This window comes from Methylobacterium sp. M6A4_1b (genome assembly GCF_053345175.1).
The window spans coordinates 157,776-183,697 of record NZ_JBKEZQ010000003.1; the positions used below are offsets into that span (position 1 = coordinate 157,776).

General features: G+C 69.0%; 22 protein-coding genes. 13 read left to right on the plus strand and 9 right to left on the minus strand.

Annotation, left to right across the window (positions count from 1 at the left end):
• The first annotated feature begins 27 nt into the window (after window positions 1–27).
• On the plus strand, window positions 28–690 hold the full coding sequence (locus ACLBWX_RS04675; RefSeq protein WP_447675914.1) for a L,D-transpeptidase: 663 nt from the start codon (window positions 28–30) through the stop codon (window positions 688–690).
• Between the two features lie 92 nt (window positions 691–782).
• Here ACLBWX_RS04675 and ACLBWX_RS04680 read toward each other — a convergent pair whose 3' ends face one another.
• Both ACLBWX_RS04680 and ACLBWX_RS04685 read right to left on the minus strand, forming a co-directional pair.
• Window positions 783–1,097, minus strand: a complete 315-nt coding sequence (locus ACLBWX_RS04680) for a hypothetical protein (protein ID WP_447675915.1) — start codon at window positions 1,095–1,097, stop codon at window positions 783–785.
• Between the two features lie 187 nt (window positions 1,098–1,284).
• Window positions 1,285–1,776, minus strand: a complete 492-nt coding sequence (locus ACLBWX_RS04685) for a phasin (RefSeq protein ID WP_447675916.1) — start codon at window positions 1,774–1,776, stop codon at window positions 1,285–1,287.
• 327 nt (window positions 1,777–2,103) lie between these two features.
• On the opposite strand from ACLBWX_RS04685, the gene ACLBWX_RS04690 reads away from it, so the two are divergent.
• The 6 genes from ACLBWX_RS04690 to ACLBWX_RS04715 all read left to right on the plus strand — a co-directional run bounded on the left by ACLBWX_RS04690 (window position 2,104) and on the right by ACLBWX_RS04715 (window position 11,230).
• A complete protein-coding gene (locus tag ACLBWX_RS04690; RefSeq protein ID WP_447675917.1) occupies window positions 2,104–4,560 on the plus strand; it encodes an ATP-binding protein in 2,457 nt (818 codons plus the stop codon).
• Between the two features lie 90 nt (window positions 4,561–4,650).
• On the plus strand, window positions 4,651–4,896 hold the full coding sequence (locus tag ACLBWX_RS04695; RefSeq protein ID WP_447675918.1) for a hypothetical protein: 246 nt from the start codon (window positions 4,651–4,653) through the stop codon (window positions 4,894–4,896).
• Between the two features lie 147 nt (window positions 4,897–5,043).
• Window positions 5,044–6,993, plus strand: coding sequence for an acetate--CoA ligase (gene acs, locus ACLBWX_RS04700; RefSeq protein WP_447675919.1), 1,950 nt, complete (start codon window positions 5,044–5,046; stop codon window positions 6,991–6,993).
• A gap of 146 nt (window positions 6,994–7,139) precedes the next feature.
• Complete coding sequence (locus tag ACLBWX_RS04705) at window positions 7,140–7,448, plus strand: DUF485 domain-containing protein (RefSeq protein WP_447675920.1); 309 nt, start codon at window positions 7,140–7,142, stop codon at window positions 7,446–7,448.
• Window positions 7,445–9,139, plus strand: coding sequence for a cation acetate symporter (locus ACLBWX_RS04710; RefSeq protein WP_447675921.1), 1,695 nt, complete (start codon window positions 7,445–7,447; stop codon window positions 9,137–9,139). The genes ACLBWX_RS04705 and ACLBWX_RS04710 overlap by 4 nt, the downstream gene beginning before the upstream one ends.
• A 333-nt stretch (window positions 9,140–9,472) precedes the next feature.
• Window positions 9,473–11,230: an MFS transporter gene (locus tag ACLBWX_RS04715; protein ID WP_447675922.1), complete on the plus strand. Its 1,758-nt coding sequence runs from the start codon at window positions 9,473–9,475 to the stop codon at window positions 11,228–11,230.
• A gap of 49 nt (window positions 11,231–11,279) precedes the next feature.
• Here ACLBWX_RS04715 and ACLBWX_RS04720 read toward each other — a convergent pair whose 3' ends face one another.
• From ACLBWX_RS04720 to ACLBWX_RS04735, 4 genes are all read right to left on the minus strand, one after another.
• Window positions 11,280–12,656, minus strand: a complete 1,377-nt coding sequence (locus ACLBWX_RS04720) for a DUF2252 domain-containing protein (RefSeq protein WP_447675923.1) — start codon at window positions 12,654–12,656, stop codon at window positions 11,280–11,282.
• A 57-nt stretch (window positions 12,657–12,713) separates the two neighbouring features.
• A complete protein-coding gene (gene purH / locus ACLBWX_RS04725; protein WP_447675924.1) occupies window positions 12,714–14,312 on the minus strand; it encodes a bifunctional phosphoribosylaminoimidazolecarboxamide formyltransferase/IMP cyclohydrolase in 1,599 nt (532 codons plus the stop codon).
• A gap of 113 nt (window positions 14,313–14,425) precedes the next feature.
• Complete coding sequence (locus ACLBWX_RS04730) at window positions 14,426–16,162, minus strand: heparinase II/III family protein (protein ID WP_447675925.1); 1,737 nt, start codon at window positions 16,160–16,162, stop codon at window positions 14,426–14,428.
• A 128-nt stretch (window positions 16,163–16,290) separates the two neighbouring features.
• Window positions 16,291–17,145 (minus strand): CDC27 family protein, encoded by an 855-nt coding sequence (locus ACLBWX_RS04735; protein ID WP_447675926.1) that lies wholly within the window; start codon window positions 17,143–17,145, stop codon window positions 16,291–16,293.
• A gap of 130 nt (window positions 17,146–17,275) precedes the next feature.
• Here ACLBWX_RS04735 and ACLBWX_RS04740 point away from each other — a divergent pair, with 130 nt between their 5' ends.
• A complete protein-coding gene (locus ACLBWX_RS04740; protein WP_447675927.1) occupies window positions 17,276–18,658 on the plus strand; it encodes a leucyl aminopeptidase family protein in 1,383 nt (460 codons plus the stop codon).
• Between the two features lie 5 nt (window positions 18,659–18,663).
• Here the strand turns inward: ACLBWX_RS04740 and ACLBWX_RS04745 are convergent, their stop codons facing one another.
• Both ACLBWX_RS04745 and ACLBWX_RS04750 read right to left on the minus strand, forming a co-directional pair.
• Window positions 18,664–19,617, minus strand: coding sequence for an EcsC family protein (locus tag ACLBWX_RS04745; RefSeq protein WP_447675928.1), 954 nt, complete (start codon window positions 19,615–19,617; stop codon window positions 18,664–18,666).
• 10 nt (window positions 19,618–19,627) lie between these two features.
• Entirely contained in the window at window positions 19,628–21,085 is a 1,458-nt protein-coding gene (locus ACLBWX_RS04750; RefSeq protein WP_447675929.1) for an AmpG family muropeptide MFS transporter, read from the minus strand.
• Window positions 21,086–21,404: 319 nt separating this feature from the next.
• On the opposite strand from ACLBWX_RS04750, the gene ACLBWX_RS04755 reads away from it, so the two are divergent.
• Complete coding sequence (locus ACLBWX_RS04755; protein ID WP_447675930.1) at window positions 21,405–22,556, plus strand: PAS domain-containing protein; 1,152 nt, start codon at window positions 21,405–21,407, stop codon at window positions 22,554–22,556.
• A complete protein-coding gene (locus ACLBWX_RS04760; RefSeq protein WP_447675931.1) occupies window positions 22,553–23,008 on the plus strand; it encodes a response regulator in 456 nt (151 codons plus the stop codon). The genes ACLBWX_RS04755 and ACLBWX_RS04760 overlap by 4 nt, the downstream gene beginning before the upstream one ends.
• A gap of 102 nt (window positions 23,009–23,110) precedes the next feature.
• On the opposite strand, the gene ACLBWX_RS04765 is transcribed toward ACLBWX_RS04760, so the two are convergent.
• A complete protein-coding gene (locus tag ACLBWX_RS04765) occupies window positions 23,111–23,620 on the minus strand; it encodes a pilus assembly protein N-terminal domain-containing protein (protein ID WP_447675932.1) in 510 nt (169 codons plus the stop codon).
• Between the two features lie 413 nt (window positions 23,621–24,033).
• Between ACLBWX_RS04765 and ACLBWX_RS04770 the strand changes: the two genes are divergently transcribed.
• The 3 genes from ACLBWX_RS04770 to cpaB all read left to right on the plus strand — a co-directional run bounded on the left by ACLBWX_RS04770 (window position 24,034) and on the right by cpaB (window position 25,898).
• A complete protein-coding gene (locus ACLBWX_RS04770) occupies window positions 24,034–24,204 on the plus strand; it encodes a Flp family type IVb pilin (RefSeq protein ID WP_447675933.1) in 171 nt (56 codons plus the stop codon).
• A 266-nt stretch (window positions 24,205–24,470) separates the two neighbouring features.
• On the plus strand, window positions 24,471–24,977 hold the full coding sequence (locus ACLBWX_RS04775) for an A24 family peptidase (RefSeq protein WP_447675934.1): 507 nt from the start codon (window positions 24,471–24,473) through the stop codon (window positions 24,975–24,977).
• A 123-nt stretch (window positions 24,978–25,100) separates the two neighbouring features.
• Complete coding sequence (gene cpaB / locus ACLBWX_RS04780; protein WP_447675935.1) at window positions 25,101–25,898, plus strand: Flp pilus assembly protein CpaB; 798 nt, start codon at window positions 25,101–25,103, stop codon at window positions 25,896–25,898.
• Window positions 25,899–25,922 lie beyond the last annotated feature (24 nt).

Here is a 25,922-nt window from a genome sequence, read left to right on the forward strand (position 1 = left end):
GGTTACGGCACAGGTAAGGGATCCATCATGAAGACCTTGGCGACTGCCCTCACGGGCCTACTCGGTGTCTGCGTCCTCTCCGCGAGCCCTGTTCTGGCAGCTCCCTATGATCCGTTCGGCACGAATGCCAGCGAGGATTACTACTCGTCCGATCCGGCCTACGGTTATGGCCGGACGACCGATGATCCTTATGGCTACCCCGGCACCGTCGGACAGGGCTACCAGGCGGCCCCCCAGGCCCAGGTCGCTCCGATCCCGCGCGAGATCGTGGCATTCGACGGGAACTACAAGCCGGGCACCATCGTCGTTTCCACGGCTGAACGGCGCCTCTACTTCGTGATGCCGAATGGCGAGGCCATCCGCTATGGGGTCGGCGTCGGCCGTCCCGGCTTCACCTGGTCCGGCGTGAAGACCGTCACCGCGAAGAAGGAATGGCCGTCGTGGACGCCTCCGGCCGCCATGATCGCCCGCCGTCCCGACCTGCCCCGCTACATGGCTGGCGGCGTCGAGAATCCGCTCGGTGCCCGCGCCATGTATATCGGCAATACCGAGTACCGCATCCACGGCTCCAACGAGCCGGACACGATCGGCCAGGCCGTGTCGTCGGGGTGCATCCGGATGACGAACGAGGATGTCACCGATCTCTACGAGCGGGTGAAGGTCGGCGCCAAGGTCGTCGTCCTGAACTGAAGTCGTTCCGCCGTAACCGAATTAGGAAGGCCGTGTCGTCCGGGAGGATGCCGCGGCCTTTTTCGTGTGGAGGTCGCGTCGGGGGCCGGATCTCAGGGCACCACGCGGCCCACCGCCGTCTGCGGCGAACTGAGGGGCGCGATCGGCATGTCGCAGAAGCAGCGGGCGCCGAGGGGCCGCGGACTCGTCAGCGGACAGGAATAGGGCTGGAAGCCCGTCAGGCCCGACTGCACTGCATCGCAGTTGAGACCAACTTCGCGGCGGGGCGGCAGGCGGCGCTCGTCATAGGCGCGGCGCGGCGGCGGACGGTCGTAGCCGTCTTCGTAATATTGAGCACTGGCGCCCTGCGCCGCGAACAGCCCGACGAGGACGGTGAGGATCAGACTGCCTCGGGAGATACGTCGCATGGTCTCACGCCCTTGTTGACGCCGCGGCCCGGGAAGCTTGGGCACGGGGTGGCGGTAAGGGTTAGGAGACCCGCCAGCCCTCGGCAAGTCTCACCGTATGTCTCGGACCCCCGACGAGAAAAGCCCGCTCGGATTGGAACCGAGCGGGCTGCAAAGGGGCGCCGCGTGGGCGCCGGTCTATGAAGGATCAGGAGTTGGTCGCGTTCCGCATGGCCTGCTCGGCATCGGCGCCCGCCTTGCGGGCCGCCTCGGTGCCCTGCTCCATCGCCTTGCGGGCGTGCTCTGCGCTCTCCTGCATGGCGCCCTTGGCCTTCTCGGCGCTCTGCTGGATGGCCGACTGGGCGAGGCCGCCGAATTCCTTGGCCTGGGCCTGGATCGCGGCGAACTGGCTGCGCACGAACTCGGCCTGATGCTGCATCGCTTCCTGCAGGTCGCGCGAGCGGACCAGCTTCTGCGCGAGGTCGAAGGCGGCCGTGACGTTCTGCTCGGCGAATTCGAAGCCGCGGGCGGACACGTCCTGCGCGTTCGTGCGCGCCATCTCGGCTGAGCCCTGCACGGAGTCGGCGGTCCGCCGGGCGGCGCTGATGAAGGTGTCGAACGCCTTGCGCGCCTGATCGACGCTCTTCTCGGCGAAATCGCGCATCTCGGCGGGAACCTCGTAATTCGGGGTGCTGCTCATTATCCTCTCCTCGTACTCAATTGTTGGCGGCGTGTTGTGCGCTGCACAATAGCACAGCTCCAGCCCTATGCCACCCTGCTCGGACGCATTAAGGTTGACAACAGGTAAACGTGCGGCGGCCGCTCTCGTGGCTTATGAGGGGGCGGTGGCGCGGTAAAAAGGACGTCACGTTCCAAGATTCGTCACGATAAACGGGTGCGGATGTTCGAGAGTGGAGCCTCAGGGCCCGTTGAGACCGACGAATCGGCGATCGCTGCGCTCCTGCGCCGATGCGCCGGTGATTCGCCGCTGGCGCCCCGCATAAAAGATCCTGAGAGCGTCCTCCTTGTGCTCGACGCGAGCGGGGGCCGGGTGCTCCATGCCTCGCCGCGCGGAGCGGCTTTTCGTCGGGCGATCAGCGAATCGGACGGGCGCGTCGCTCCGGCTCTCGGGCTCGGCGAGCAGATCACGCGGGCCCGCCTGCGCCCCGACCGCCCGCTGCTCCTGCGGCTTCGGCTGGATGCCCGCCGCCTCGCGCCACCGGTGCTGGTCACCCTGATGCGGATGTCTCTCACCGATACGCGGGACGTGGTTGTCCTCGTCGCCAACGCGCCCCTGCCGGATCTTCGCGCGAACCTTCGCGGACGGGAAACTTCCGCGCCCGATTCGTCAGAGGGCCACGCGGAGCCCTGCCCCGCGCCTGCCCCTGGCGACCCGAGGGCCTGTTCCCCCGAACTCGCGGCGGAGGCGCCGGAGCCGCTCGTCGTGCGGCAGCGCTTCACCTGGGAGAGCGACGCGGCGGGCACGATCGTCCAGGTTTCGCAGGTCGCCGGATCAGCGCTTCGCCGGAGGCTCCAAGGTCGGACATGGCACGCGCTCGCAGAGGCCGCGGTTCTGCGCGATGCCGGCGGGCTCCTCGCCGCCCTGGAGAGCGGACGCACCTTCCGGGCGATTCCGATCACGATGATCGATGCCGGCGGGGCCGTCTGCGAACTGGAACTCTCCGGCGCCCCGGCCAGCCGGAGTGCATCCGGGTTTCGCGGGTTCGGCCAGGTCCGTTCGATCGCTGATGCGCCGCCTGAGCCCGATGCGGCGAAGGCATCCCCGGCCCCGGAGCCGGTCGTCGAAGCCTCGGAGCCTTCGGCCTCTGCGCCGGACGTCGGCCCAACTCCGTCGGACCCGCACCTTTCGACTCACGAGCACGCCGCTTTCCGCGAGATCGCGCGCGCTCTCGGTGCGCGGTTCGCCGGCGATGAGCGCCCGGATCACGAGGCCGAGCCGAATCTCCCTTGTGCGGTGATGCCGTTCCCGGTGCAGCCGCCGCGACCGGCAGGGGATGCCGCGCCGGATGCCGCCATGGTGGCGACCCTGGAGCGGATCCCCTCCGGAGTGCTGGTCTACCGCGACGAGACCGTGCTGTTCGCCAACCGGCCCCTGCTCGATCTCGTCGGCTACGCGAATCATCAGGAACTCACCATCGCCGGCGGGGTCGACCACCTGTTCGGCGGGGTAGACCCGCGCCGGCGGTCGGCGGGCGACGCGCCGCTGATCCTGGCGACCCGGGAGGGCGGGCGCACCGGCGTGCTGATCGAGCACTCCGTGCTGGACTGGGCCGGCCGGCCGGCGGATCTGCTGCTCGCCCGCGATGCCGAGCCGAGCGCGGAGGCCCGCGCCGCGACGGCGACGGCGATCGCGCAGGATTTCGCCGCCCGCCACGGCTCGGAGGCCCTCGCGGTCCTCGCCGCCCTGGAGGACGGCATCGTGTTGCTCGACCATCAGGCCCGAATCCTGTCCCTGAATCGAAGGTCCGCCGAGATTTTCGGACTCGATCCCCGCGAGGTCGTGGGGGCGAGCTTCCTCGGCCTGTTCGCCTCGGAGCATGCCGTCGATCTGCTGGCGCGCCTGCATGTCGAACCCGGATCCACCGCGACGGACGATGTACCGGCCGCGGCACGCGGCTCGCGCAGACGCCTGCGCGTCAAGGTCCTGCCCTTGGCCGGCGACGCCGAGAACCGTCAATGCGCCGTGATCCGCGACGACGTTCCGGCATCCGAGCGCCGCGAGGCGAACGTGCGGGAGCAGTCCGCCGCGCAGGGTCACGTCGTGCGCCAGGCCGAGCTCCTGACGCAGGTCGGCCGGACGGTTCAGGCGCCGGTCAAGGGCATGCTTTCATCGATCGAAGGGCTGATCTCGGAATCCGTCGGACCGCCGGGATCGGAGCAGTACCGCGCCTGCCTCCAAGAGGTTCGCGCCTCCGGCGCAAGTCTGCTCGATCTGGTGAACGATCTCCTGGACCTTGCCCGCATCGAGTCCGGGAAGATCGATCTCGCCGTCGCGGAAGTGTCCCTGAACGACGTGGTGACGCGCTGCGTCGCCGGCCTGCAGCCGGAAGCGTCGCGTCGGAGAATCGTCCTACGCACCAGCTTCTCCACGGATCTGCCGAGCCTGATGGCCGACGAGCGCTCGGTGCATCAAGCGACGGTCAACGTGATCGCGAACGCCATCGCGCTCACCGAGGCCGGTGGACAGGTCATCGTGTCGACCACCCTGGCGGATCGTGGCGAGATCGCCCTGCGCATCCGCGACACCGGGACCGGAATGACGGCAGCCGAGGTCGAGGATGCACTCAAGCCGTTCGGAACCGGTGCGACCGCGGCGCCGCGCCGAGGGACGGGCCTCGGTCTGCCGCTGACGAAGGCGCTGGTCGAGGCCAATCACGGGCGCTTCCGGATCTCCAGCCGGAAAGAGGAGGGAACGCTGGTGGAGATGCTGTTTCCGGTGTGCGGCGCCACGATGCGGGCCTGACCGGTGCGGCCGGCGCTGCAACCGGCCCGATCAGCGCGCGTTGGATCGTCGACGGGGGAGAATACCCCTTTGCTGCCGATGGAGACGACGATGCGCGCTGTGACTCTGATCGCTGTCCTCGGAATCGGATTGCCGGGCATGGCCCTGGCACAGCAATCCGACACCGAGTCGAACCTGAATTCCGCCGGCCAGTTCCGCAGCATCACGTCCACCGGGGTCACGAAGCCCCCGGGCCGGGCGGAGGCGCCGTCCGAGGACCGCCTGTCCGAGACCACGCGCAAGCAGCAGGCCATCGACAGAAAGGTCGAGACCGGCATCTGCATTGGGTGCAATTGACTAGCACACAAACAAAATATCGGTCCTGTCCCGCACCTAGCCATATGGGTGCTTGCGGGGAATATCTCGTTGAGCCTATGACGGTATTCGGAAGACCCGGCTGCGTGAACAGTCGCGATACGATCGGGCACCGATAGGGAAAACGCGATGGACGAGAAGGTGGTCGAAGTGCGTTCGACGTGGAGCCAGGGTGCCCACGTCGACAACGCGAAGTACCTGGCCATGTATGAGGCCTCCGTCTCCGATCCAGAGACTTTCTGGAGCGAGCACGGCAAGCGCATCGACTGGATGACGCCCTTTACGAAGGTGAAGGACACCAGCTTCGAGCCGGGAAACATATCGATCAAATGGTTCGCGGATGGGCGCACGAACGTCGCTCATAACTGCATCGACCGTCACCTCGAGACGCGCGGCGACCAGGTCGCGATCATCTGGGAAGGCGACGACCCGAGCGAGTCCAAGCACATCACCTATCGCCAGCTTCACTCGGAAGTCGGCAAGATGGCGAACGTGCTGCGCAACCGCGGCGTGTCGAAGGGCGACCGGGTGACGATCTACCTCCCGATGATCCCCGAGGCCGCCTACGCGATGCTCGCCTGCGCCCGCCTCGGCGCGATCCACTCCATCGTCTTCGGCGGGTTCTCGCCCGACTCCCTGGCCGGCCGCATCGAGGGCTGCGCGTCGAAGATGGTCATCACGGCGGACGAGGGCCTGCGCGGTGGCCGCAAGGTCCCGCTGAAGGCCAATGTCGATGCCGCCATCGCTCGCCTGCCGAAGGACAGCGTCGACCATGTCGTCGTGGTCCGGCGCACCGGCTCGACGATCGAGATGGAGCCCGGCCGCGACGTCTATTACGACGAGGCGGCCGCCCAGGTGACCGACGAATGCCCGGCCGAGCCGGTGGAGGCGGAGCACCCGCTCTTCATCCTCTACACCTCGGGCTCGACGGGCCAGCCGAAGGGCGTCGTCCACACCACCGGCGGCTACCTCGTCTACGCCTCGATGACGCATCAGTACGTCTTCGATTATCGCGAGGGCGAGGTCTACTGGTGCACGGCCGATGTCGGCTGGGTCACCGGTCACAGCTACATCGTCTACGGGCCACTTGCGAACGGCGCGACCACGCTGATGTTCGAGGGCATCCCGACCTACCCGTCGAATTCGCGCTTCTGGGACGTGGTCGACAAGCACAAGGTCAACATCTTCTACACGGCGCCCACCGCGATCCGTTCGCTGATGGGCGGCGGCGAAGGCCCGGTGAAGAAGACCTCGCGCGCCTCCCTGCGCGTTCTCGGCTCGGTCGGCGAGCCGATCAATCCGGAAGCCTGGGACTGGTACTACAAGGTCGTCGGTGATTCGCGCTGCCCGATCGTCGACACCTGGTGGCAGACCGAGACCGGCGGCATCCTCATCACGCCGCTGCCGGGCGCGACCAACCTGAAACCCGGTTCGGCCACGCGCCCGTTCTTCGGCGTTCAGCCCATCGTGGTCGACGCCGAGGGCAAGACCCTCGAAGGTCCTTGCGAGGGCAACCTCTGCATCCAGGATTCCTGGCCCGGCCAGATGCGCACGGTCTACGGCGACCACGAGCGCTTCGAGCAGACCTATTTTTCGACCTACCCCGGCAATTACTTCACCGGAGACGGCTGCCGGCGCGACGCGGACGGTTACTACTGGATCACCGGCCGCGTCGACGACGTCATCAACGTCTCGGGGCACCGGATGGGCACGGCGGAGGTGGAATCCTCCCTCGTCGCGCATCCGAAGGTCTCGGAAGCCGCCGTCGTCGGCTATCCGCACAACGTCAAGGGACAGGGCATCTACGCCTACGTCACCCTGATGGAAGGCGAGGACGGCTCGGACGAACTGCGCAAGGAACTCGTGACCTGGGTCCGCAAGGATATCGGGCCGATCGCCTCGCCGGACCTGATCCAGTTCGCGCCCGGCCTGCCCAAGACGCGTTCGGGCAAGATCATGCGCCGCATCCTGCGCAAGATCGCCGAGAACGAGTTCTCGTCGCTGGGCGATACCTCGACCCTCGCCGAGCCGGCAGTGGTCGACGACCTCATCGAGAATCGCCAGAACCGGACGCACTGAGCGCTCCGGCCCTTCGATCGCGCGGAGGCGGTGACCCCGCATCCGCGCGCACCTGCAGCCCACCTCTTTCCGAAATCCGACAATCCGAGAAGCCTTCAATCCGGAAGCCGCCCTGCCAAGAGGCGGATCCTTGGGAGAAACACGTCATGGCCGACCTGGAGACTGCGCGCATCGCGCAGAGCCCGCACTTCAAGGAACTCGTTCACGAGCGCACGCGCTTCGGCTGGACGCTGACCATCATCATGCTGCTGATCTACTTCGGCTTCATCGGGCTGATCGCCTTCGACAAGGCGCTTCTGGCCGTGAAGATCGGCGGCGGCACCGCGTCCCTCGGCCTCGTCCTGGGCGTCACCGTGATCGTGCTCGCCTTCATCCTCACCGGCATCTACGTCCAGCGCGCCAACGGCCGCTTCGACCAGCTGACCGCTGCCCTCAAGCGGGACGTCGGCCGATGATCCGCCTCAAGCACCCTCTCGTCCTCGGCACGGCGCTGGCGGCGCTGGCCGTCACGGCTGCCTTCGCCGCCGGTCCCGACCTCGGCGCGGTCAAACAGTCGGCGACGAACTGGCCGGCCATCGGCATGTTCGCGTTCTTCGTGCTGTTCACCCTCGGCATCACCTACAAGGCTGCCAAGGGCACCAAGTCGGCGGCCGACTTCTACGCCGCCGGCGGCGGCATTTCGGCCGGCACCAATTCGCTCGCCATCGCAGGCGACTACATGTCCGCCGCCTCGTTCCTCGGCATCTCGGGCCTCGTCTACACCTCCGGCTTCGACGGCCTGATCTACTCGACCGGCTTCCTCGTCGGCTGGCCGATCGTGCTGTTCCTGATCGCGGAGCGCCTGCGCAACCTCGGCAAGTTCACCTTCGCCGACGTGGCGAGCTTCCGCCTCGACCAGACCTCGATCCGCATCATCTCGGCCACCGGCACGCTGGTGGTGGTGGCGTTCTACCTGATCGCCCAGATGGTCGGCGCGGGGAAGCTGATCCAGCTCCTGTTCGGCCTGCCCTACCTCTACGCCGTCATCATCGTCGGCGTCCTGATGATCGTCTACGTCGCCTTCGGCGGCATGAAGGCCACGACCTGGGTGCAGGTGATCAAGGCCTGCCTGCTGCTCGGCGGCGCGACCTTCATGGCCGGCGCCGTGCTCTACCGGTACGGCTTCAACCCCGAGACTCTCTTCGCCGCCGCCGTCGCGACCCATCCCAAGGGTGATGCGATCATGGCGCCGGGCGGCCTCGTCAACAATCCGGTCGAGGCGATCTCGCTCGGCGTCGGCCTGATGTTCGGCACCGCCGGCCTGCCCCACATCCTGATGCGCTTCTTCACGGTGTCGGACGCCCAGGCGGCCCGCAAGTCGGTGTTCTACGCCACCGGCCTGATCGGTTACTTCTACATCCTCACCTTCATCATCGGCTTCGGCGGCATCGCCCTGCTGATGTCAGACCCGGCCTACTTCTCCCTCGACGCGGCCGGCGCCTTCGACAAGCTGAAGGGCATGATCGGCGGCACCAACATGGTGGCGGTGAACCTCGCCAACGCGGTGGGCGGCCCGTACTTCCTCGGGTTCATCTCGGCCGTGGCCTTCGCGACCATCCTGGCGGTGGTGGCCGGCCTGACGCTCGCCGGTGCTTCCGCGGTCAGCCACGACCTCTATGCCCAGGTGATCGCCCGCGGGCGCACCAACGAGGCGGCGGAAGTCCGGCTCTCCAAGATCGCCGCCGTGGTCATCGGCATCGTGGCGATCTATCTCGGCTACGTCTTCGAGAACCAGAACGTCGCCTTCATGGTCGGCCTCGCCTTCTCGGTGGCGGCGAGCTGCAACTTCCCGGTCCTGACCATGTCGATCCTGTGGAAGGGCACCACCACCTGGGGCGCCCTCATCGGCGGCCTCGTCGGCCTCGTGGCGGCGGTCGGCATGGTGGTGCTGTCGAAGGCTGTCTGGGTCACGACCTTCGGCAACCCGGTGGCGATCTTCCCCTACGACAACCCCGCCCTGTTCTCGATGCCGCTGGCCTTCCTGACGATCTTCCTCGTCTCGAAGCTCGACAACACTCGACGAGCCCAGCGCGAGCGGGCGTTGTTCGACGCACAGTTCGTGCGCTCGGAGACGGGCATCGGCGCCGACGGCGCGCACGCCCACTGAAACAGGCGCTTCGGCGAACCTGCAGGACCAGAAAGGGCGCGGCGCAGGCCGCGCCCTTTCTTTCATCCGCGCGGCTTTAATCCCGCGGGACGCCAAAATATACTTCGCTGGTGAATAAAAAAGATCTGAATTCGGTAGTCCGAGGCGGTCTTTCGGACTTGGGCCAAAACAAGGCATCGCTTAGCATCGGCCCGTGGGTATTGGACACCAGGACGGACTTGCGTTCGCTCGATCGGACGTGCGGGACGCCGACACCGCGCATCGATCCCCACAAGGTCCAACAAGCCACGGGCGGACTACGCCCGGGCGGAACAAGACTTGGAGAAACGTCCCATGGTTGCGTCGAGCGCAATTCCCGCCAGCGAGTCGGCCACACGGCCGATGAGCGCGGGCGAGAAGAAGGTCATTCTCGCCTCGTCCCTCGGTACCGTCTTCGAATGGTACGACTTCTATCTCTACGGATCGCTCGCGACGATCATCGGAGCACAGTTTTTCTCGGCCTACCCCGAAGCGACGCGAAACATCTTCGCCCTCCTTGCCTTCGCGGCCGGCTTCCTGGTCCGGCCCTTCGGCGCTCTGGTCTTCGGCCGACTCGGCGACATGGTGGGCCGCAAGCACACCTTCCTGATCACCATCCTGATCATGGGCATCTCGACCTTCTGCGTCGGCCTGCTGCCCTCCTACGACACCCTGAACGGCTATGGGATCGGCTGGGTCGCCCCGGTGACGCTGCTGGCCCTGCGCATGCTCCAGGGCCTCGCACTGGGCGGTGAGTATGGCGGCGCGGCCGTCTACGTGGCCGAGCACGCACCGCGCGGCCGCCGCGGGTTCTACACCGCCTTCATCCAGACGACGGCGACCCTCGGCCTGCTTCTCTCGCTGATCATCATCCTGTCGACGCAGGGCTACGTGAACGGCGCCTACGCGCCCACCGTGACCACCGCCGCCGACGGCACACAGACCACCATCACGGCCTTCCAGGCCTGGGGCTGGCGCATTCCGTTCCTCGTCTCCTGCGTGCTGCTGCTCATCTCCGTCTGGATCCGCCTGCAGATGAACGAGAGCCCGGCCTTCAAAAAGATGAAGGAGGAAGGCACGCACTCGAAGGCGCCGCTCTCGGAAGCCTTCGGCCAGTGGCGCAACGCCAAGTGGGCGCTCCTCGCCCTGTTCGGCCTCACCGCCGGCCAGGCCGTGGTCTGGTACGCCGGGCAGTTCTATGCCCTGTTCTTCCTGCAGAGCATCCTCAAGGTCGACCAGTTCACCGCCAACGTGCTGATCGCCTGGTCTCTGCTCCTCGCCACCGGCGGGTTCCTGTTCTTCGGCGCGCTCTCCGACAAGATCGGGCGTAAGCCGGTGATCCTCGGCGGCTGCCTGATCGCGGCGCTCACCTACTTCCCGCTGTTCGAGCAGCTGACCGCCAACGCCAACCCGGCCCTATACCAGGCGCAATCCACCGTACCGGTGGTGGTGAAGACCAACCCCGACGATTGTTCGTTCCAGTTCAATCCGGTCGGAACGGCCAAGTTCACCAAGGAGTGCGACGTCGCCAAGGCGCTCCTCGCCCGCTCCGCCGTGAACTACACCACCGAGCCGGTCGCCGCCGGAGCGCCCACCATCGTGACCATCGCGGGCAAGGACTTCCCCGTCGCCGACCCGGCCTTCGCCAAGGCGGTGCCGTCGGCGCTCACCGCGGCGGGCTACCCGGCGCCCGCCGGCAACGCCACCATCGTCAAGGCTGCGAACCCGATCGACATCTTCACGGGCCAGAAGCTGATCGTGGTCGGGATCCTCACGATCCTCGTCCTCTACGTGACGATGGTCTACGGCCCGATCGCGGCGGCGCTGGTGGAGCTGTTCCCGACCCGCATCCGCTACACCTCGATGTCGCTGCCCTACCATATCGGCAACGGCTGGTTCGGCGGCCTGCTGCCAGCGACCTCCTTCGCCATCGTCGCCCAGACCGGGAACATCTATAACGGCCTGTGGTACCCGATCGCGATCGCGGCGATGACCTTCGTCATCGGGCTCCTCTTCATCCCGGAGACCAAGGACCGCGATATCTTCACCTACGACGAGAACCCGGTCCGCTGAGGATCGCGCGCCCGAGGGGCCCCGCCGCGAGGCGGGGCCCCTTGACGTTTCAGTCGGCCTGGGGCTCGGGCGTGGTCAGGAAGTCCGTGACCAGCAGGGCATGGTCCGCGATGCTCTGGCGCGCATAGGCCATGGCGAAGTCCGCGACCGCCTCGTCGAAGGCGGAGCCCTTGCCGAGATAGCCTGCGATCATCGCCGCGTCGCCGGAGCGGGCATGGGCGCGCGCCAGCGTCGTGCCGCAGAGCTGCGCATAGGCCTTGGCGCCGCTCTCCGCGAGGATCCCGCCGACGGCCGAGAGCTTCCGGTTCTTGAGCTGGCGCACGTAGTAGGAGCGCCCGCTCGCCTCGGAGAACGCCGTGCCGAGAAAGAGATCGCTCGCCGCCTGCATGATCCGCTGGCCGTCGATCACCCGCTGGCCCTCCGAGACCACGCTGAAGGGGCTGAGCGCGAGCTGGCCGATCACGGAGGGACGGGCCTCCTTGATCTGCAGGAACAGCGGGGCGCCGTCCGCGTCGGTGTAGACCCCGACGGCGCAGACCAGCCCCACCGATCCGATGCCGACGACCTTGAAGGCGACGTCGCGCTGCGCGTAGCGGGATAGCAGGGTCCAGCGGTCGGCGGTGAGGCTGTCCGGATAGGCGCGCAGCGCCTCCGCCGCATCGCGCACCGCCTCGGTCAGGCCGCCTCGCCCTTGGTGGAAGATCGTCGGCGCCTTGTCGGCGATCCGCCAGTCCGCCGGGTCGGTCTCGCCCGGGGCCACCGCGAGGGCGGGTACGTCGCCGCGGCTCAGCCCGTCGGCGTTCTCGGTCGCGGCCTCGGACAGGAGGCGCCGGCACAGGTCGTCGTCGCCGAGGCGCCCGACCTCATGGTCGAGGTCGATCCGGCTGTGCCAGATCGCCAGGGGCGAGAGGGCCGAGAGTTCGCGCATGTGCTCGCGATAGGCGCGGACGCCGGCCCGGGCCGCGCGGCGGGCCTTGTCCTCGCCCCGTGGCAGGGCCGCCAGGGCGATGCTGGCGGCGAGGCGCTTCACGTCGACGGTGAAGTCGACGTTCCACAGCGTCTCGTCGAAATCGTTGATGTCGAACAGCGTCTGCCCCTCGGGGCTGCGATAGACGCCGAAATTGCCGATGTGGCAGTCGCCGCAGGCCTGGACCGGGATGCCCGGAACCGGCACGCCCTCGAGGTCTGCCGCCATCACGGCGGCGGCTCCGCGCAGGAAGGCGAACGGGTCCGCCCGCATCCGCTCCCGGCGCAGTGGCACGAGCTCGCCGAGCCGGCCGGCTTCCCCGGCCTGAAGGATGGCGATCGGATCGCGCTGCGGTGCCGGCTGCCAATCGGCGTGCGATTCGCGCGAGACCTGCTCGCGCAGGCGCTTGCCCGCCGCGCGGCGCTCCTCGCGGCGGGTGGAGTGTTGGGTGTGAGTCATTTGGTCAGGCCTCGTGAAGCCGGAAGCTTAGCCGTTCAAGGCTGTCCGAGCGAGACGTCAGTGGCGGAAATGGCGATGGCCGGTGAACACCATCGCGAGGCCGGCCGCGTCGGCGGCCTTGATCACGTCGGCGTCGCGCATGGAGCCGCCTGGCTGGATCACCGCCGTGGCGCCCGCTTCCGCCGCCGCGATCAGCCCGTCGGCGAAGGGGAAGAAGGCGTCGGAAGCGACCACCGAGCCCTTGGCGAGACTCTCGATTGCACCGAGGCGCTTGGCGCCTTCGGCCGCCTTCCAGGCGGCGATGCGCGAGGAATCCACCCGCGACATCTGCCCGGCCCCGATGCCGACCGTCGCGCCGTCGCGCGCATACACGATCGCATTCGACTTCACGTGCTTGGCGACCCGGTAGGCGAAGCGCAGATCGGCGTATTCGCGCTCGGACGGCGCGCGCTGCGTGACGACCGTCAACGGCATGTCGTCGACCACCGCCGCGTCGCGGGCCTGGACCAGGAGGCCGCCCGCGAGGGTCTTCACGGTCTCGCCGGCCCCGCGCGGGTCGGGCAGACCGTCGGCGAGCAGGAGGCGCAGGTTCTTCTTGCCCGCGACGATCGCGATCGCCTCCTCGGTGGCGTCCGGCGCGATGATCACCTCGGTGAAGATCTCGACGATCTTGCGCGCCGCCTCCGCATCGAGGGGGCAGTTCAGGGCGACGATCCCGCCGAAGGCCGATGTCGGGTCGCAGCTCAGGGCGCGTTCGTAGGCCTCGCGGAGGCTCGTGCCCTCGGCCACGCCGCAGGGATTGGCGTGCTTGATGATCGCCACCGCCGCCGACCGTGCCGGATCGAACTCGGCCACGCACTCGTAGGCCGCGTCGGTGTCGTTCAGATTGTTGTAAGACAGTTCCTTGCCCTGGAGCTGGCGCGCGGTGGCGACGCCTGCGCGCGGCAGCCCGGAAGACCGGTAGAACGCGGCGGTCTGGTGGGGGTTCTCGCCGTAGCGCAGGGGCTGGGCGAGGCTGCCGCCGAAGGCGCGATAGGCCGGCGCCGCCTCGGTCTCGATCTGTCCGGCGAGCCAGTTGGCGATGGCTGCGTCGTAGGTCGCGGTGCGCGCATAGGCCTTCTGGGCGAGGCGGCGCCGGGTCCGCTCGTGCAGGCTACCGGCATTCGCCTCCAGTTCGGCGAGGAGATCGCCGTAATCGCCGACATCCACCACGACCGCGACGTCTGCGTGATTCTTGGAAGCGGCACGGATCATCGCCGGTCCGCCGATGTCGATGTTCTCGACGCAGTCGTCGTAGGAGGCGCCCTTCGCCACCGTCGCCTCGAACGGGTAGAGGTTAACCACCAGGAGGTCGATGGCGCGGATCCCGTGCGCCGCGAGGGCGGCCTGATGCTCGGGGTTGTCGCGCACCGCGAGCAGGCCCCCGTGGACGCCGGGATGCAGGGTCTTCACCCGCCCGTCCATCATCTCGGGAAAGCCCGTCAGGTCGGCGACCTCCGTGACCCGGAGCCCGGCCGTGCTCAGGGCCTTGTGGGTGCCGCCGGTGGAGACGAGCTCGACGCCGAGGCGGTCGAGGGCGCTGGCGAACGCGACGAGGCCTTCCTTGTCCGAAACGGAGAGGAGTGCGCGGGTGACCCGCACCTGGTCATGCGACATGGCGTTGCGTCCGAAGGCAAGCGACGAAAAACTGTCGGGCGCCTACCACGAAATTGTGCGCTGCGGCCAGTCGTCTCCTCGGGGTCGGCCGTGCTCTCCGCCGGACCGCTTTTTCAGCCCTGTCGCGTCTGGACCCGAGCGAAGCCCCAGCGGACGCGGGTGTCCTCGGTCACCGGCACGTAGAGCACGATCTGGTCGGTGCGCCGGGCGCCGGTGATTCCGGCGAAGTAGACGCTCTCCTCCAAGGCGACCGGCGCGCCCTCGGCGCCGAAATGCCAGACCTCGCCGATCGGCGAGGTCAGTTCGAGGCGCCCGTGGTCGAGGCCGCGCGCGGCGATGGCGGGATGCAGATGGAAGCGCACCGCCACTTCCTGCGGCCGGTGCCGGGCCTTGCCCCGCTTGGCCACCGGCGGGCGAACGAAGGCGTCCTCGCCTTCGAGGAGGTTGCCGTTTCCGGTGAGGCGCCAGCGGCGTTCGTGGATGAGGCCGAGGTCGCGGGCATAGCCGTCGTGGCGCGCCGCCAGGATGGTGGCGCCCTCCTCCTTCACGCGCTCCGATTTCACGTCGCGCGGGCCGCGCAGGATGACGGGGCCGATCCGGTGCGAGAGCCAGGTCACGGCCCAGCGCTCGTACCAGGCCCCCCCGCCGACCAGGAAGCGGCAGGACGAGGTGTCGCCCACCGTCGCGGTGGAATGGGCGGCCGTGCTGCGGGCGAGGCGACGCAGTTCGGGTCCGCTCGCGGGAAGGCCGCAATTGACGACGATGCGCTGCGGTCCGCTCGACATCTCGAAGGACAGGCACCCGGCGCCCGCGTTGATCGAATCGGGCAGCGGAGGCGGCGCGCCGACATCGGCGACCACGAGGACGCGTCCGCCCTCCAGGCGCTCGTAGCCGGAATTCGGCGCGTGCATCATCGGCTGGGCCAGGGCGCCGTCATAGACCAGCAGGGTGGCGAGGTGGTCGGCCGCCGTCGCGCCCATGCCGTTGAAGTGGCTGAGCGAGGCATCCGGATGCCTGAGCAGCCGCAGCAGCGGCAGCATCCGGTCGATGGCGTGCAGGAGCGCTTCCGGCGGGTCGACGCTGCGCGAGAGGAAGCTCTGCCGCAGGGGCAGCAGGTCGAGGAGCAGTTCCATCGCGAAGCGCGGGTCGCGGCTGCGGTGGCCGCCGTCGCGCAGGATCTGCCGTTCGAGTTCGCGCACGAGGATGCGGGTGGCGCGGCGCAGGATCGGCTGGATGCCGTCGCAGCACAGGCCCGCGTAGCACAGCGCCACCGCCGCGAGCAGGCGGCTCTGGGGTGAGATGCCCCGGCGCAGGTCGCCCTCGAGGTCGCGCGCCGTCTTGCCGAGGGCCTTCAGGAACGCCTGGTAGAAGGCATGGTCGGCGCCCTCCAGGACCAGCGGCGACTGGCAGAGGAAGGAGATCAGCCGGCGGGCCGCGACGGGGGTCGGCCGGGCGAGCGCCGCATCGCCGCGGCCAGCGATGAAGTCGGCCACGAAGGCGCGGGCATTGGCGCGGGCCAGGGCCGTGTCGGCGGCGCGCAGGTGTCGCAGCCACCCGAAGCCGTAAAGGATGTCGGCCCATTCCGGCGAAGGCGGCGCGTAGTCGAAGGGGGAGCGGCCGCTGACCGAGAGGGAGCGCCCGGCAAAGACGAACAGGCCGGCATAGATGTCGTCCGCGAAGGTCGCGTCGCTGGTGCGCAAGTCGTGCGGTGCGATGACCAGGGCGGTGACGCGTGCGCGGGCAAGTAGATCGGGCCGGCCGGTCATCCGAGCATAGGTGTCGCGCACCGAGCCCGCGATCTCGCGTCCGATCAGCCGATAGAAGCGCCAGCGATCAGCACCCCAACGCACGCACTCTCCTCTTCCGCCGGCACGGCCGCGAGCCGGCGCCGCGTGGCGCCATGTCCGTTTGTGACTAGGCCGTGGGCCTTAACCTGCGGTTAACCTCAAGTCACCCGCCCCATCGGTGGCAGGCGGCCTCACTCCACCGGCCGCGCGGCGGCCTGGCGCACAGGCCGCGCGCCGCGGCCATCGGCGGCCTTCAGGGCCTTCCAGCTGTTCGGCTGCGCCACGAAGGCGCGCAGCGCCGCGGTGTTGGCCGCGGCCTCTTCCGGCGAGAGATCCTGGCGGGAGACCGCCTCCGCCTCGGAGAACTTGCCCTGGAGCCCGAGCACCAGGGCCAGGTTCTGGCGCACGCGCGCGTCCGCCCGCGGCTGCTCGGCGGCCCGCCGCAGGGTCGCCTCCGCCTGGGTCAACTGCCGGCCGAGGGCATAGGAGAGTCCGAGGTTCGACAGGATGACCGGATCGTCCGGCTGGATCTTCAGCGCCGCCTCGTAGAAGCCCTGCGCCCGGGTGTGATCGTCGAGCTGGTCGGCGACCGCGCCCTGGGCCGACAGCACGCGCCAATCCGGCCGGGCCGGCGTGTGGGCGTTCTGAAGGACGTCCGCCGCTTCCTGGAAGCGGCCGACCTCGGACAGGCTCTTGCCATAGGCGGCGAGCACGGTGTTGTTCTTGGGATTGCGCAGCGCCGCCTGCTGCAGGACCGCGACGGCCTGCGGCTTCTGGTTCGTGGCGCGCAGGGCCTGCGCGTACCGGAGTGCCAGGGACACGTCGTTCTGATCGGCGGCGTATTTCTCGCCCAGGGCCTCGACCTCCCGGCGGCTGATCACCGCGGGATTCTGGGGGCGGCCGAAGCCCGGCAGCGAGAGGCCGCCGATGGAGCCGGTGGTCTCGGGGGACCGGGATTGGCAGCCCGCGGCGAGGGCGGCGACGAGCGTCGCCGCCAGCAGCGGCATCGGGCGCACCCGGGAGAACGTGAACAGCGGCGTGACCATGACGCGCTCCGCGACGGCCCGATCGGGCGCAGGATTTGCTCGGGCGAGCGCTTCGCGCTGCCGTTCCGGCGGTGATAGAGCGTTAACCCTAACCCGCCGTTAATTCGCCGCCCCCGCCCTCGCGAGACCCATGACCCAGACCCTGTCCCGCCTCGTCGCCGATCCGGGCGACGCCGTCCCGATCACCTGCGTCACGCCGGAATCCTGGGTTCAGGTCGAGGCGGCGCTGCCGGCGCCGCAGGCCGCCTTCGCGCGCGCCACGGATTTCGCGCCCAAGGCCGGGCGCATCGCCCTCCTCCCGGCCGCGGACGGACGGCTCGATCAGGTCCTGTTCGGGCTGGGCGACTCCGGCGACCGGATGATCGCCGGCAAGCTGCCCGGCGCGCTCCCGCCCGGCACCTACCGCTTCACGCCCGTGGACGGATTCGATTCCGGTGCGGCGGCCCTCGCCTGGCTCCTCGGGAGCTACCGCTTCGGGCGTTACCGCGAGGCCGCCGCGGAACGTCCGGCCCTGGTGGTCCCGGACGGGGTCGACGGCGGCGCCGTGACCCGCATCGCCGAGGCGGTGGCGCAGGGCCGCGACCTCGTGAACACCCCGGCCAACGACCTCGGTCCGGCGGAGATCGAGGCGGCCGTGCGCGCCGTCGCCGGGCGTCACGGCGCCACCGTCTCGGTCGTCACCGGCGAGGAACTCGCGCGGGCGTTTCCCCTCGTCCACACGGTCGGGGCCGCCTCGCCGCGGGCGCCGCGCCTCATCGATCTGTCCTGGGGGCCGGTCGATGCGCCGCGTGTGACGCTCGTCGGGAAGGGAGTCGCCTTCGACACCGGCGGCCTCGACATCAAGCCGTCGAGCGGCATGCTCCTGATGAAGAAGGATATGGGGGGCGCCGCGGCGGCCCTCGCGGCCGCCGACATGGTGATGGGTGCGGGACTGAACCTGCGCCTCCGCCTGATCGTGCCGGCCGTGGAGAACGCCATCTCGGGCAGCGCCTTCCGCCCGGGCGACGTGATCCGCAGCCGGGCCGGCCTCACCGTCGAGATCGGCAACACCGATGCCGAGGGACGGCTGATCCTCGCCGATGCCCTGACCCTGGCGGATGCCGAAGCACCGGAGCTACTCTTGGATTTCGCGACCCTGACGGGCGCGGCGCGCGTCGCCCTCGGACCGGACCTTCCGGCGTTCTTCACCGAGGACGATGCCCTGGCCGCGTCGGTCTCGGACGCCGGGATCGCCGTCGCCGACCCGGTCTGGCGCCTTCCCCTCCACAAGCCTTACGCGACCCTGCTCGACTCGAAGGTCGCCGACCTGAACAACGTTTCGGGTGGCCCCTTCGCAGGGGCGATCACGGCGGCCCTGTTCCTGCGGCGCTTCGCGCCCGGCACGCGGGCGCATGTGCATTTCGACCTCTACGGCTGGAATCCATCGACCAAGCCGGGCCGGCCGGAGGGCGGCGAGGTCCAGACCGCCCGCCTCGTGCACGCGCTGCTCGCGCGTCGCTACCCGCGGGCCTGACCGGCTCAGAGGCCCAGCATCGCCTTCTCGGATTCGTAGGCCGCGCGCACGGGGGCGGCGCCGTAGAGTCGCTCCAGCCGCCGAACGGTGAAGTGCGCCCGGGCGGTGGACTGGAAGTGATCCATGAAGGCGGCATTCACCGCCGCACCGCCGACGGCGCCGAGGATCGGCACGGCCTGCGCCGCCACCTTCTGCGAGACGACGAGGCCGAAGCGGGCGGCGATCTGCGTCGAGAAGCGGATCAGGGCCGGCGCCGCTTCGTCGAGGAGCGCCCGGTTGCCGGCATAGCGCGCAGCCTCGACCATCGTCTTGGCCAGCGCCGCACGCACGGCGAAGTAACCGCTCTCGGTCAGGGCGCTCCCGGCCGCCTCGCGACCGCCGAGGGCGAAGACCTGCACGCAGGCGAGCGCATTCTCGGGATCGGCGAGATCCTCCCCCTCCTCCTGCGCGATCTGGGCGATCGAGCGCAGCATCAGGGTCGTGGAGACCGGCAGTTCGACCGCGAGGGTGGCGAGGCCGAAGGCGCCCCCGACGGCACCGGAGACGGCCGCCATCGCCTTGTGGCCGAAGGCGCTGGAAGGCAGGTACTTCGCCAGGCGCGTGACGGTGCGGATCGTGGCCGATTCCGTGCCGGCGGGGCCGGCCAGAAGTGGATCGGACGGGGCGGGGACGTCGATCTCGCGGCCGGCCGGCAGGGTCGCCAGGGCGACCTTGAGCGAGGCGCGCATCGCGCGCTCGGTCGCCTGCGACACGGCGTCGGTTACTGGCGCGGGCAGCGCCCGGCTGATCATGTCGAGTGGCGCGCCGGCCACCGCCGAGAGCCGTGCGGCGAGCCCGGGCTTCTCCAGGGCCTCGACGGCGCGACGGAGCGCCACGCGATCGGCGTCGCTGAGGTCCGGGGCGCCGGGGGGGACGGCCGGCGCGGTGACGATGTCGTCGACGAGTTTGATGTTGCTCACGTCTGCGCTCTCATCCGTGTGCCGGGTGGGGGCGTCCGGTCCGGCCCGCCCCGGGTTGGTCGTTGCCGGTGGAAGCAAGGCCGGGACCCCGCGCATGGTTCCCGCCGATCTCGTCGCCGGCGGCGGTCTCCGGGCGGACCGGATCGGTCGCGGTCGCCCGCGCCGCGGCCGCCTTGCGCCCGCCCGCCCGGCCGACGAGGAGGCAGAGGACGACCACCGGGATGCCGACGGCCGCCGTGAAGGCGAAGAACACCGGATAGCCGAAGGCCGCCACGATGTAACCGGAGGTTCCGGCCACGAGCTTGCCCGGCAGCGCGTAGAGCGACGAGAACAGGGCGTACTGGGTGGCGGCGAAGCCCGGCGCGGTCAGGCTCGACATGTAGGCGATCAGCGCCATCCCGGCGAAGGAGCCGCAGAAATTGTCGATGGAGATCGCGGCGGTGAGGCGCCAGACCTCCGGCCCGCCGAAGGACAGCCACGAGAAGGAGAGGTTCGAGGCCGCGCCCAGGAAGGCGCCGACCACGAGGGTGGGAAACAGCCCGAAGCGCGTCATCGCCCAGCCCCCCACGAAGGCGCCCGCGATGCCGATCCAGATCCCGTAGAGCTTCGAGACCGCGCCGATCTCGACCAGGCTGAAGCCGACCTCCCGGTAGAGCGGGCTCGCCATGACGCCCGAGATGAAATCGGGCAGCCGATAGAGGGCGACGAGGAGGAGGATCGCCCAGAGGCCGGCCCCGAGCCGGGTATGCAGTTCCGTCAGGGGCTCCAGGACGGCGCCGCGGAAGGTCCAGGTTCTCGCCGGTGCGGCCGCGGTCGCCTCCGCGGTCGCGCGGCCATAGGCCGGGGCGAGCAGCGCGGCGACGATTCCGACGCCCATCAGCCCCGCCATCGACAGGTAGGCGACGCTCCAGCCATAGGCGCTCGCGATGAAGAGGGCACCGGCGCCGGCCGACATCAGGGCGAGGCGGTAGCCGAGATTGGAGGTCGCCGCCATCACGCCCTGAAGGTCGGTGCCGGCCGCGTCGATGCGCCAGCCGTCGATGACCACGTCCTGCGTCGCGGCGCCGAAGGCGACCAGGAACGCACCGAGGCCGAGAAGCGCGAGGCTCGTGCCGGGGTCGGCGGAGGCCATCAGCGTCAGCGACAGGGCGACCGCACACTGGGTCGTGATCATCCAGGCGCGCCGGCGTCCGAGCAATCCGCTGAGCACCGGCACGTCGAAGCGGTCGATGAGCGGGGCCCAGAAGAACTTCAGCGAGTAGGGCAGCGCCAAGTAGCTGAAAAGGCCGATGGATTTGACGTCGACGTCCGAGTAGGCGAGCCGCGTCGAGAAGGTCCCGAGCACCAGCAGCAGCGGCAATCCCGAGGAGAACCCGAGCGCGAGCATCAGGAGAATGCGCGGATCCTCGACGATGTCCTTCAGGCGGAGACGGCGGCTCGGGCTGTCCGTTGCGTCGCTTCGGGCCATGGCGTGGAACTCCTGAGGGCCGAAAGGCTTGATGCCCGCGAAGCAAGCGGACCTCGGCGCTCGCCCGGGACGGGGGTTAGCCGCCGGGCCGGTTTGCCGTGGCGCATCGATTACCACCGACAGCATGCCTTCCGAAATCTTAACGCGAGGTCTCGCATCTTCCTGTTAGCGGCCCGACCGCCCTCCCGAGGTTCTCCGATCCAGGTGTTGACGGCGAGTCCTCCCGGCAGTTCAAATCCGGATCCGCGTTCCAGCCGACAGGCGACCGGCCGGCGTACGGGTCGACAGTGCAGGTATCTCGTCTTGGCTGAAGTCGATCATGACGCATAGGGAAACGCCGGCGACGGGAACACGCGACCTCGGTATCGGCGCCGGTGCGTTCGTGGCGGCCTTCACCGCGAGCCCGACGCCCATGGTCCTGACCGACCCGCACCAGGACGACAATCCCATCGTCTGGGCGAACGACGCCTTCCTGTCCCTGACCGGCTACGCCTGGGAGGAAGTCCTGGGCCGGAACTGTCGGATGCTGCAGGGTCCCGATACCGATCCGCGCGCGGTGCGCCGCTTGCGCGAGGCGGTGACCGCCGGGCGCCCGATCGAGATCGAGATCGTCAATTACCGCAAGGACGGGACGTCGTTCTGGAACGGCATGACGGTGGCGCCCGTGCATGACGAGACCGGCCGCATCGCGCATTTCTACTCGGCCCAGGCCGACATGACCGGCAAGTACCGCCACGAAGTCGCGATGAAGGATGCGCACGACGAGCTCGAGCGCCGGGTCAGCGAGCAGACGGCGGATCTGCGGGCCGCCCTCGAACAGAAGACGGCGCTGCTCCACGAGGTCGACCATCGGGTCAAGAACAACCTCCAGGTCATTTCCTCGCTGATGCTCCTGAAGGCGCGCCGAACGCCGCGCGGCGAGGCCCGGGACGCCCTTCAGGGCATGGCCGAGCGCATCGGGGCGCTCTCGACGGTGCACCGAATGCTCTACTCCACCGGCGATGTGACCCGCTTCGACCTTCGAGAATTCGCGGACGACTTCGTCTCGGAACTGGTGGCCGGCCTCGATACCGACCGTACGGCCGTGAGCGCCTCGATCGACTCCATCGCCGTGTCCGCCGCGATGGCGGCGCCCCTGGCGCTGATGATGCACGAGCTCGCCACCAATGCCGTCCGACACGCCTTTCCCGATAGCCGGCCCGGGCGGATCACGATCACCGCCCAGCGCAGCGCGGACGGCCTGCGCATGCTGATCGAGGACGATGGCGTGGGCCTCGCCGCCGGAACGCCGAACCCGGCCGGTTTCGGCCGTTCCCTGGTGGAGATGGTGGTGCGCCAGCTGCGGGGAGTCATCGCCTGGAGCGATGTCGGGCCCGGAACCCGCGTCGAGATCATGGTCCCCCTTGATGCGATCTCGCTCCAGAGCGCCATCACCGATCGGGCTCCCGGCCCGGAATGGGCTTCCCCATGACCGGATCGCCGCTGCGCATTCTGGTGGTCGAAGATGAGGTCCTGATCGCCCTCGAACTCGAATGCCTGCTCGACGATCTCGGCCACGTCACGGTGGGTGTCGCCGGAAGCTCGGCCGAGGCGATCGCTCTCGGACGGGCGACCGCACCCGACGTGGCGTTCGTGGACATCCACCTGATCGACGGACCGACCGGTGTCGACGTCGCCCGTGCGCTCAGCGCCGACCCGAACGTCACGGTCGTGTTCATGACGGCGAACGCCAAGCGGATCCCCGACGATTTCGCCGGTGCCGTCGGGGTGATCGCCAAGCCCTACTCGGAGCGGGTGGTGGCCGGCGCCCTCCGGTACGTCGCCGACCGCCGGGCGGGCCTGGACGCGACGGTCGAGGGCCTGGACGGCTTCCGCCTCGCCGCCGAGAGCGCGGCCATTCATCGCCATTCGTTCGGCGGGTGAAGCCGGACGTCATGGTTTGCCGCGCCTCGATCGCCTGCGCGCGGGACGCGGATCTCGCTCTGCGGTGTCCGCCGTGGGCGGGGCGAGGTCGTCTGGCCCGGACTAGCGGCTCGCAGCCGCGCCGCCCGTCGCCATGCTGCGGCGGCTCTCGGCCTGGCTGCTGACTTCGCCGTAGAACTTGTTCGCATCCCCGAGCTGGATCGACGGCTGGCAATTCGGGGTACAGGAATAGGATTCCCGTTCCAGCCCGCGCTGAACCGTGATCACGGCGGCCTGCGGGGCCTGAACGCTGATCGTGGATTCCGCGAGCATCTGGCCCGTGGCGTCCAGGGCGATCAGGTTCGTGCTGCCGAAGCTCTTGCCGGTCAGGATCAGGATGCCGTTCCGCTGCAGGGCGACGTCGGCGATCATCGGGTTCCCGACGATCACGGTCTGGGTCTTCTCCGGCAGGCGCATGACCTTGGCGTTGTCGACCGTCACCGCGACGATGGTGGGCGGCGCATCGATCGCCTGGGCGCGCGCATGGGAGCAACCGAACGCGGCATAGCCGGCCAGCATCAGGGCCGCCAGGACCCGGAGCGGAATATGCGGTGGGTTTGATGGGGGGTGCATCGGACGCTCACTCGGACCGGACGGCACGACGCAAATCGTGAACGATCTCGGCGAGGAGGCACGCGTCCCGCTGCCGAGGCTTGACCCTCAGGAAGCACGAGCAGGGTAAACGAACCGATAACCGGACGTCCTCGGCGCCGGCAGGGACGCCTCGAACCGCGGACGGGCACGGCGGCCCAGGTGAGGCGAGACCGCGAAGGATTTGGGGGTCGCGGATCCTTTCGGATCAGCGGTCGCCGCCCGCGAAATCTTGGGCTTTACCAATGCTTCACTACAACGCGAGGCCCGCGGATCTGCCTGCGTTTCCGCGACTGATTTAACGCAATGGCAAGGGCCGTTCGGCAATATGAACCCGTCGCCGATCGAGACGCCCAGAGCGTGAACGGCACATTCACTCCCAGGGGAATTTTGCCATGACCACCATGTTCAAGCGTTTCGTGGCTGACGAGTCCGGCGCCACCGCCATCGAGTACGGCCTGATCGCCTCGCTGATCGCCGTCGCCGTCGTTGCCATTCTCGGTACGGTCGGCACCAACCTCAAGGGAACGCTCACCACGGTGGCGAACAACCTGAAGACCTCCTGATCGCGCCTGACGCACCCGCGTCTGCGGTCCGTCCACACGGTCCTGCGGAGCGCGTTCGATAGCCCGACCCGATCGGTTTCGAGGAGTATTGCGGTCCTCCGCAATGCTCCTCGCTCCGTTCGGCCGCGGTCGCGTCTCGACACCGCGGCGCCCGGCCGACCCTGACGGGTCGGCGCGCCGATGCTTCCGCAGAGGCTTCGATCGTCGGACCGATCGGGCCTTCGCCCCACCTCGCACGTCCACCGAGCGGCAGGAACGAAAGCGACATGGCCAGCGTCAGTCTCCTCGTCGTGTTTCCCTTCCTGATGGCCTATGCCGCCGCCAGGGACCTCCTGACCATGCTGATCCCGAACATGGTGTCGATCGCCCTGGTCGCGGCATTCGCGGTCTTCGCCGTCGCCGGCGGTCTCGGTTGGGACGATCTCGCGGGCCATCTCGGCGCGGGCGCCGCGACCCTCGCCGTCACCTTCACCCTGTTCGCCCTCGGCTTCATCGGCGGCGGCGACGCCAAGCTCGCGGCCGCGACGGCCTTGTGGATCGGCTTCGACCAGCTGGCCGGCTACCTGATCATCGCCTCCCTCGCCGGAGGCGCGCTGACCCTGACGCTCCTCGCCCTGCGCCTTCAGCCGCTCCCCTCCCCGGTCGCGCGCCTGCCCTTCGCGCGGCACCTGCACGACGCCAGGACCGGCGTTCCCTACGGCATCGCCCTCGCGCTGTCGGCCCTCGTCGTGATGCCCGATACGGCCATCTGGCTCCGCCTCGTCGCAGTCTGATCTGGCGCCGCCTCGGATTTCGGCATTCGTTCGGATCGATTACTCCTTGTTAACCGTAATTTGAGGAATGCGACGTCATCCTCGACCGACACGGCGATGTGCCGTGCAGGTTCGAGTTCGGCGATGAAACCAGCCAGACTGGCCGTTCTTGCCATAGCCCTCGTGGCAGGTGGTGGCGCGGCGTTGTTGATCAGTGGGGAGGACAAGCCGGTCGTGCAGCCGGCGGCCGTCGTTCCGCCGCCCGTCGTGCCGATGACCGATGTCCTCGTCGCGGCGGCCGAACTGCCGATGGGACAGAACATCCAGGCGCCGGACCTTCGCTGGCAGCCCTGGCCGAACGACGCCGTGACGACCGGCTACATCACCCGCACGAACGCGCCGAAGGGCATGGAGGAGATCGTCGGGTCGATCGCCCGCTCCGGCTTCCTCGCCGGCGAACCGATCAGGCCCCAGAAGCTCGCCCGATCCGACGGCGGCTTCATGGCGGCGATCCTGCCCGCAGGCATGCGCGCCGTGGCGATCACCATCGACGCGGTCGGCAGCAGCACGGCGGGCGGCTTCATCCTGCCCAACGACCACGTCGACGTGATCCGGACTTACCGGGACGACGATTCCGCACGCGGGACCGCCGACGTCCAGCTCTCCGAGACCCTGCTCCAGGACGTGCGCGTCCTGGCCATCGGGCAGGTCGTCCAGGAAAAGAACGGCAACACCGTCGTCACCGGGCAGACGGCCACCCTGGCGCTGACGCCGGGCCAGGCCGAGACCGTGACCCTCGCCCAGAAGGTCGGGCAACTCTCGCTCTCGCTGCGCAGCCTGGTGGACAGCGGACGCAGCAGCGATCCGAGCCTCGAGAGCCGCCCCGAGACGGCCCTGACCGTGGTGCGGTTCGGCGTCGCGAAGCAGCAATCGCGACGCTGAGACCGGCGCACGCACGATGACAGA

Bases quoted from the DNA above. Each gene is read 5' to 3' on its own strand.
- ACLBWX_RS04775 (WP_447675934.1), top strand. From the start codon at position 24,471: ATGGCCAGCGTCAGTCTCCTCGTCGTGTTTCCCTTCCTGATGGCCTAT.
- ACLBWX_RS04750 (WP_447675929.1), bottom strand. From the start codon at position 21,085: ATGGCCCGAAGCGACGCAACGGACAGCCCGAGCCGCCGTCTCCGCCTG.
- purH (WP_447675924.1), bottom strand. From the start codon at position 14,312: ATGTCGCATGACCAGGTGCGGGTCACCCGCGCACTCCTCTCCGTTTCG.
- ACLBWX_RS04735 (WP_447675926.1), bottom strand. From the start codon at position 17,145: ATGGTCACGCCGCTGTTCACGTTCTCCCGGGTGCGCCCGATGCCGCTG.
- ACLBWX_RS04715 (WP_447675922.1), top strand. From the start codon at position 9,473: ATGGTTGCGTCGAGCGCAATTCCCGCCAGCGAGTCGGCCACACGGCCG.
- ACLBWX_RS04755 (WP_447675930.1), top strand. From the start codon at position 21,405: ATGACGCATAGGGAAACGCCGGCGACGGGAACACGCGACCTCGGTATC.
- ACLBWX_RS04685 (WP_447675916.1), bottom strand. From the start codon at position 1,776: ATGAGCAGCACCCCGAATTACGAGGTTCCCGCCGAGATGCGCGATTTC.
- ACLBWX_RS04765 (WP_447675932.1), bottom strand. From the start codon at position 23,620: ATGCACCCCCCATCAAACCCACCGCATATTCCGCTCCGGGTCCTGGCG.
- acs (WP_447675919.1), top strand. From the start codon at position 5,044: ATGGACGAGAAGGTGGTCGAAGTGCGTTCGACGTGGAGCCAGGGTGCC.
- ACLBWX_RS04680 (WP_447675915.1), bottom strand. From the start codon at position 1,097: ATGCGACGTATCTCCCGAGGCAGTCTGATCCTCACCGTCCTCGTCGGG.
- ACLBWX_RS04760 (WP_447675931.1), top strand. From the start codon at position 22,553: ATGACCGGATCGCCGCTGCGCATTCTGGTGGTCGAAGATGAGGTCCTG.
- cpaB (WP_447675935.1), top strand. From the start codon at position 25,101: ATGAAACCAGCCAGACTGGCCGTTCTTGCCATAGCCCTCGTGGCAGGT.
- ACLBWX_RS04675 (WP_447675914.1), top strand. From the start codon at position 28: ATGAAGACCTTGGCGACTGCCCTCACGGGCCTACTCGGTGTCTGCGTC.
- ACLBWX_RS04770 (WP_447675933.1), top strand. From the start codon at position 24,034: ATGACCACCATGTTCAAGCGTTTCGTGGCTGACGAGTCCGGCGCCACC.
- ACLBWX_RS04695 (WP_447675918.1), top strand. From the start codon at position 4,651: ATGCGCGCTGTGACTCTGATCGCTGTCCTCGGAATCGGATTGCCGGGC.
- ACLBWX_RS04705 (WP_447675920.1), top strand. From the start codon at position 7,140: ATGGCCGACCTGGAGACTGCGCGCATCGCGCAGAGCCCGCACTTCAAG.
- ACLBWX_RS04710 (WP_447675921.1), top strand. From the start codon at position 7,445: ATGATCCGCCTCAAGCACCCTCTCGTCCTCGGCACGGCGCTGGCGGCG.
- ACLBWX_RS04740 (WP_447675927.1), top strand. From the start codon at position 17,276: ATGACCCAGACCCTGTCCCGCCTCGTCGCCGATCCGGGCGACGCCGTC.
- ACLBWX_RS04720 (WP_447675923.1), bottom strand. From the start codon at position 12,656: ATGACTCACACCCAACACTCCACCCGCCGCGAGGAGCGCCGCGCGGCG.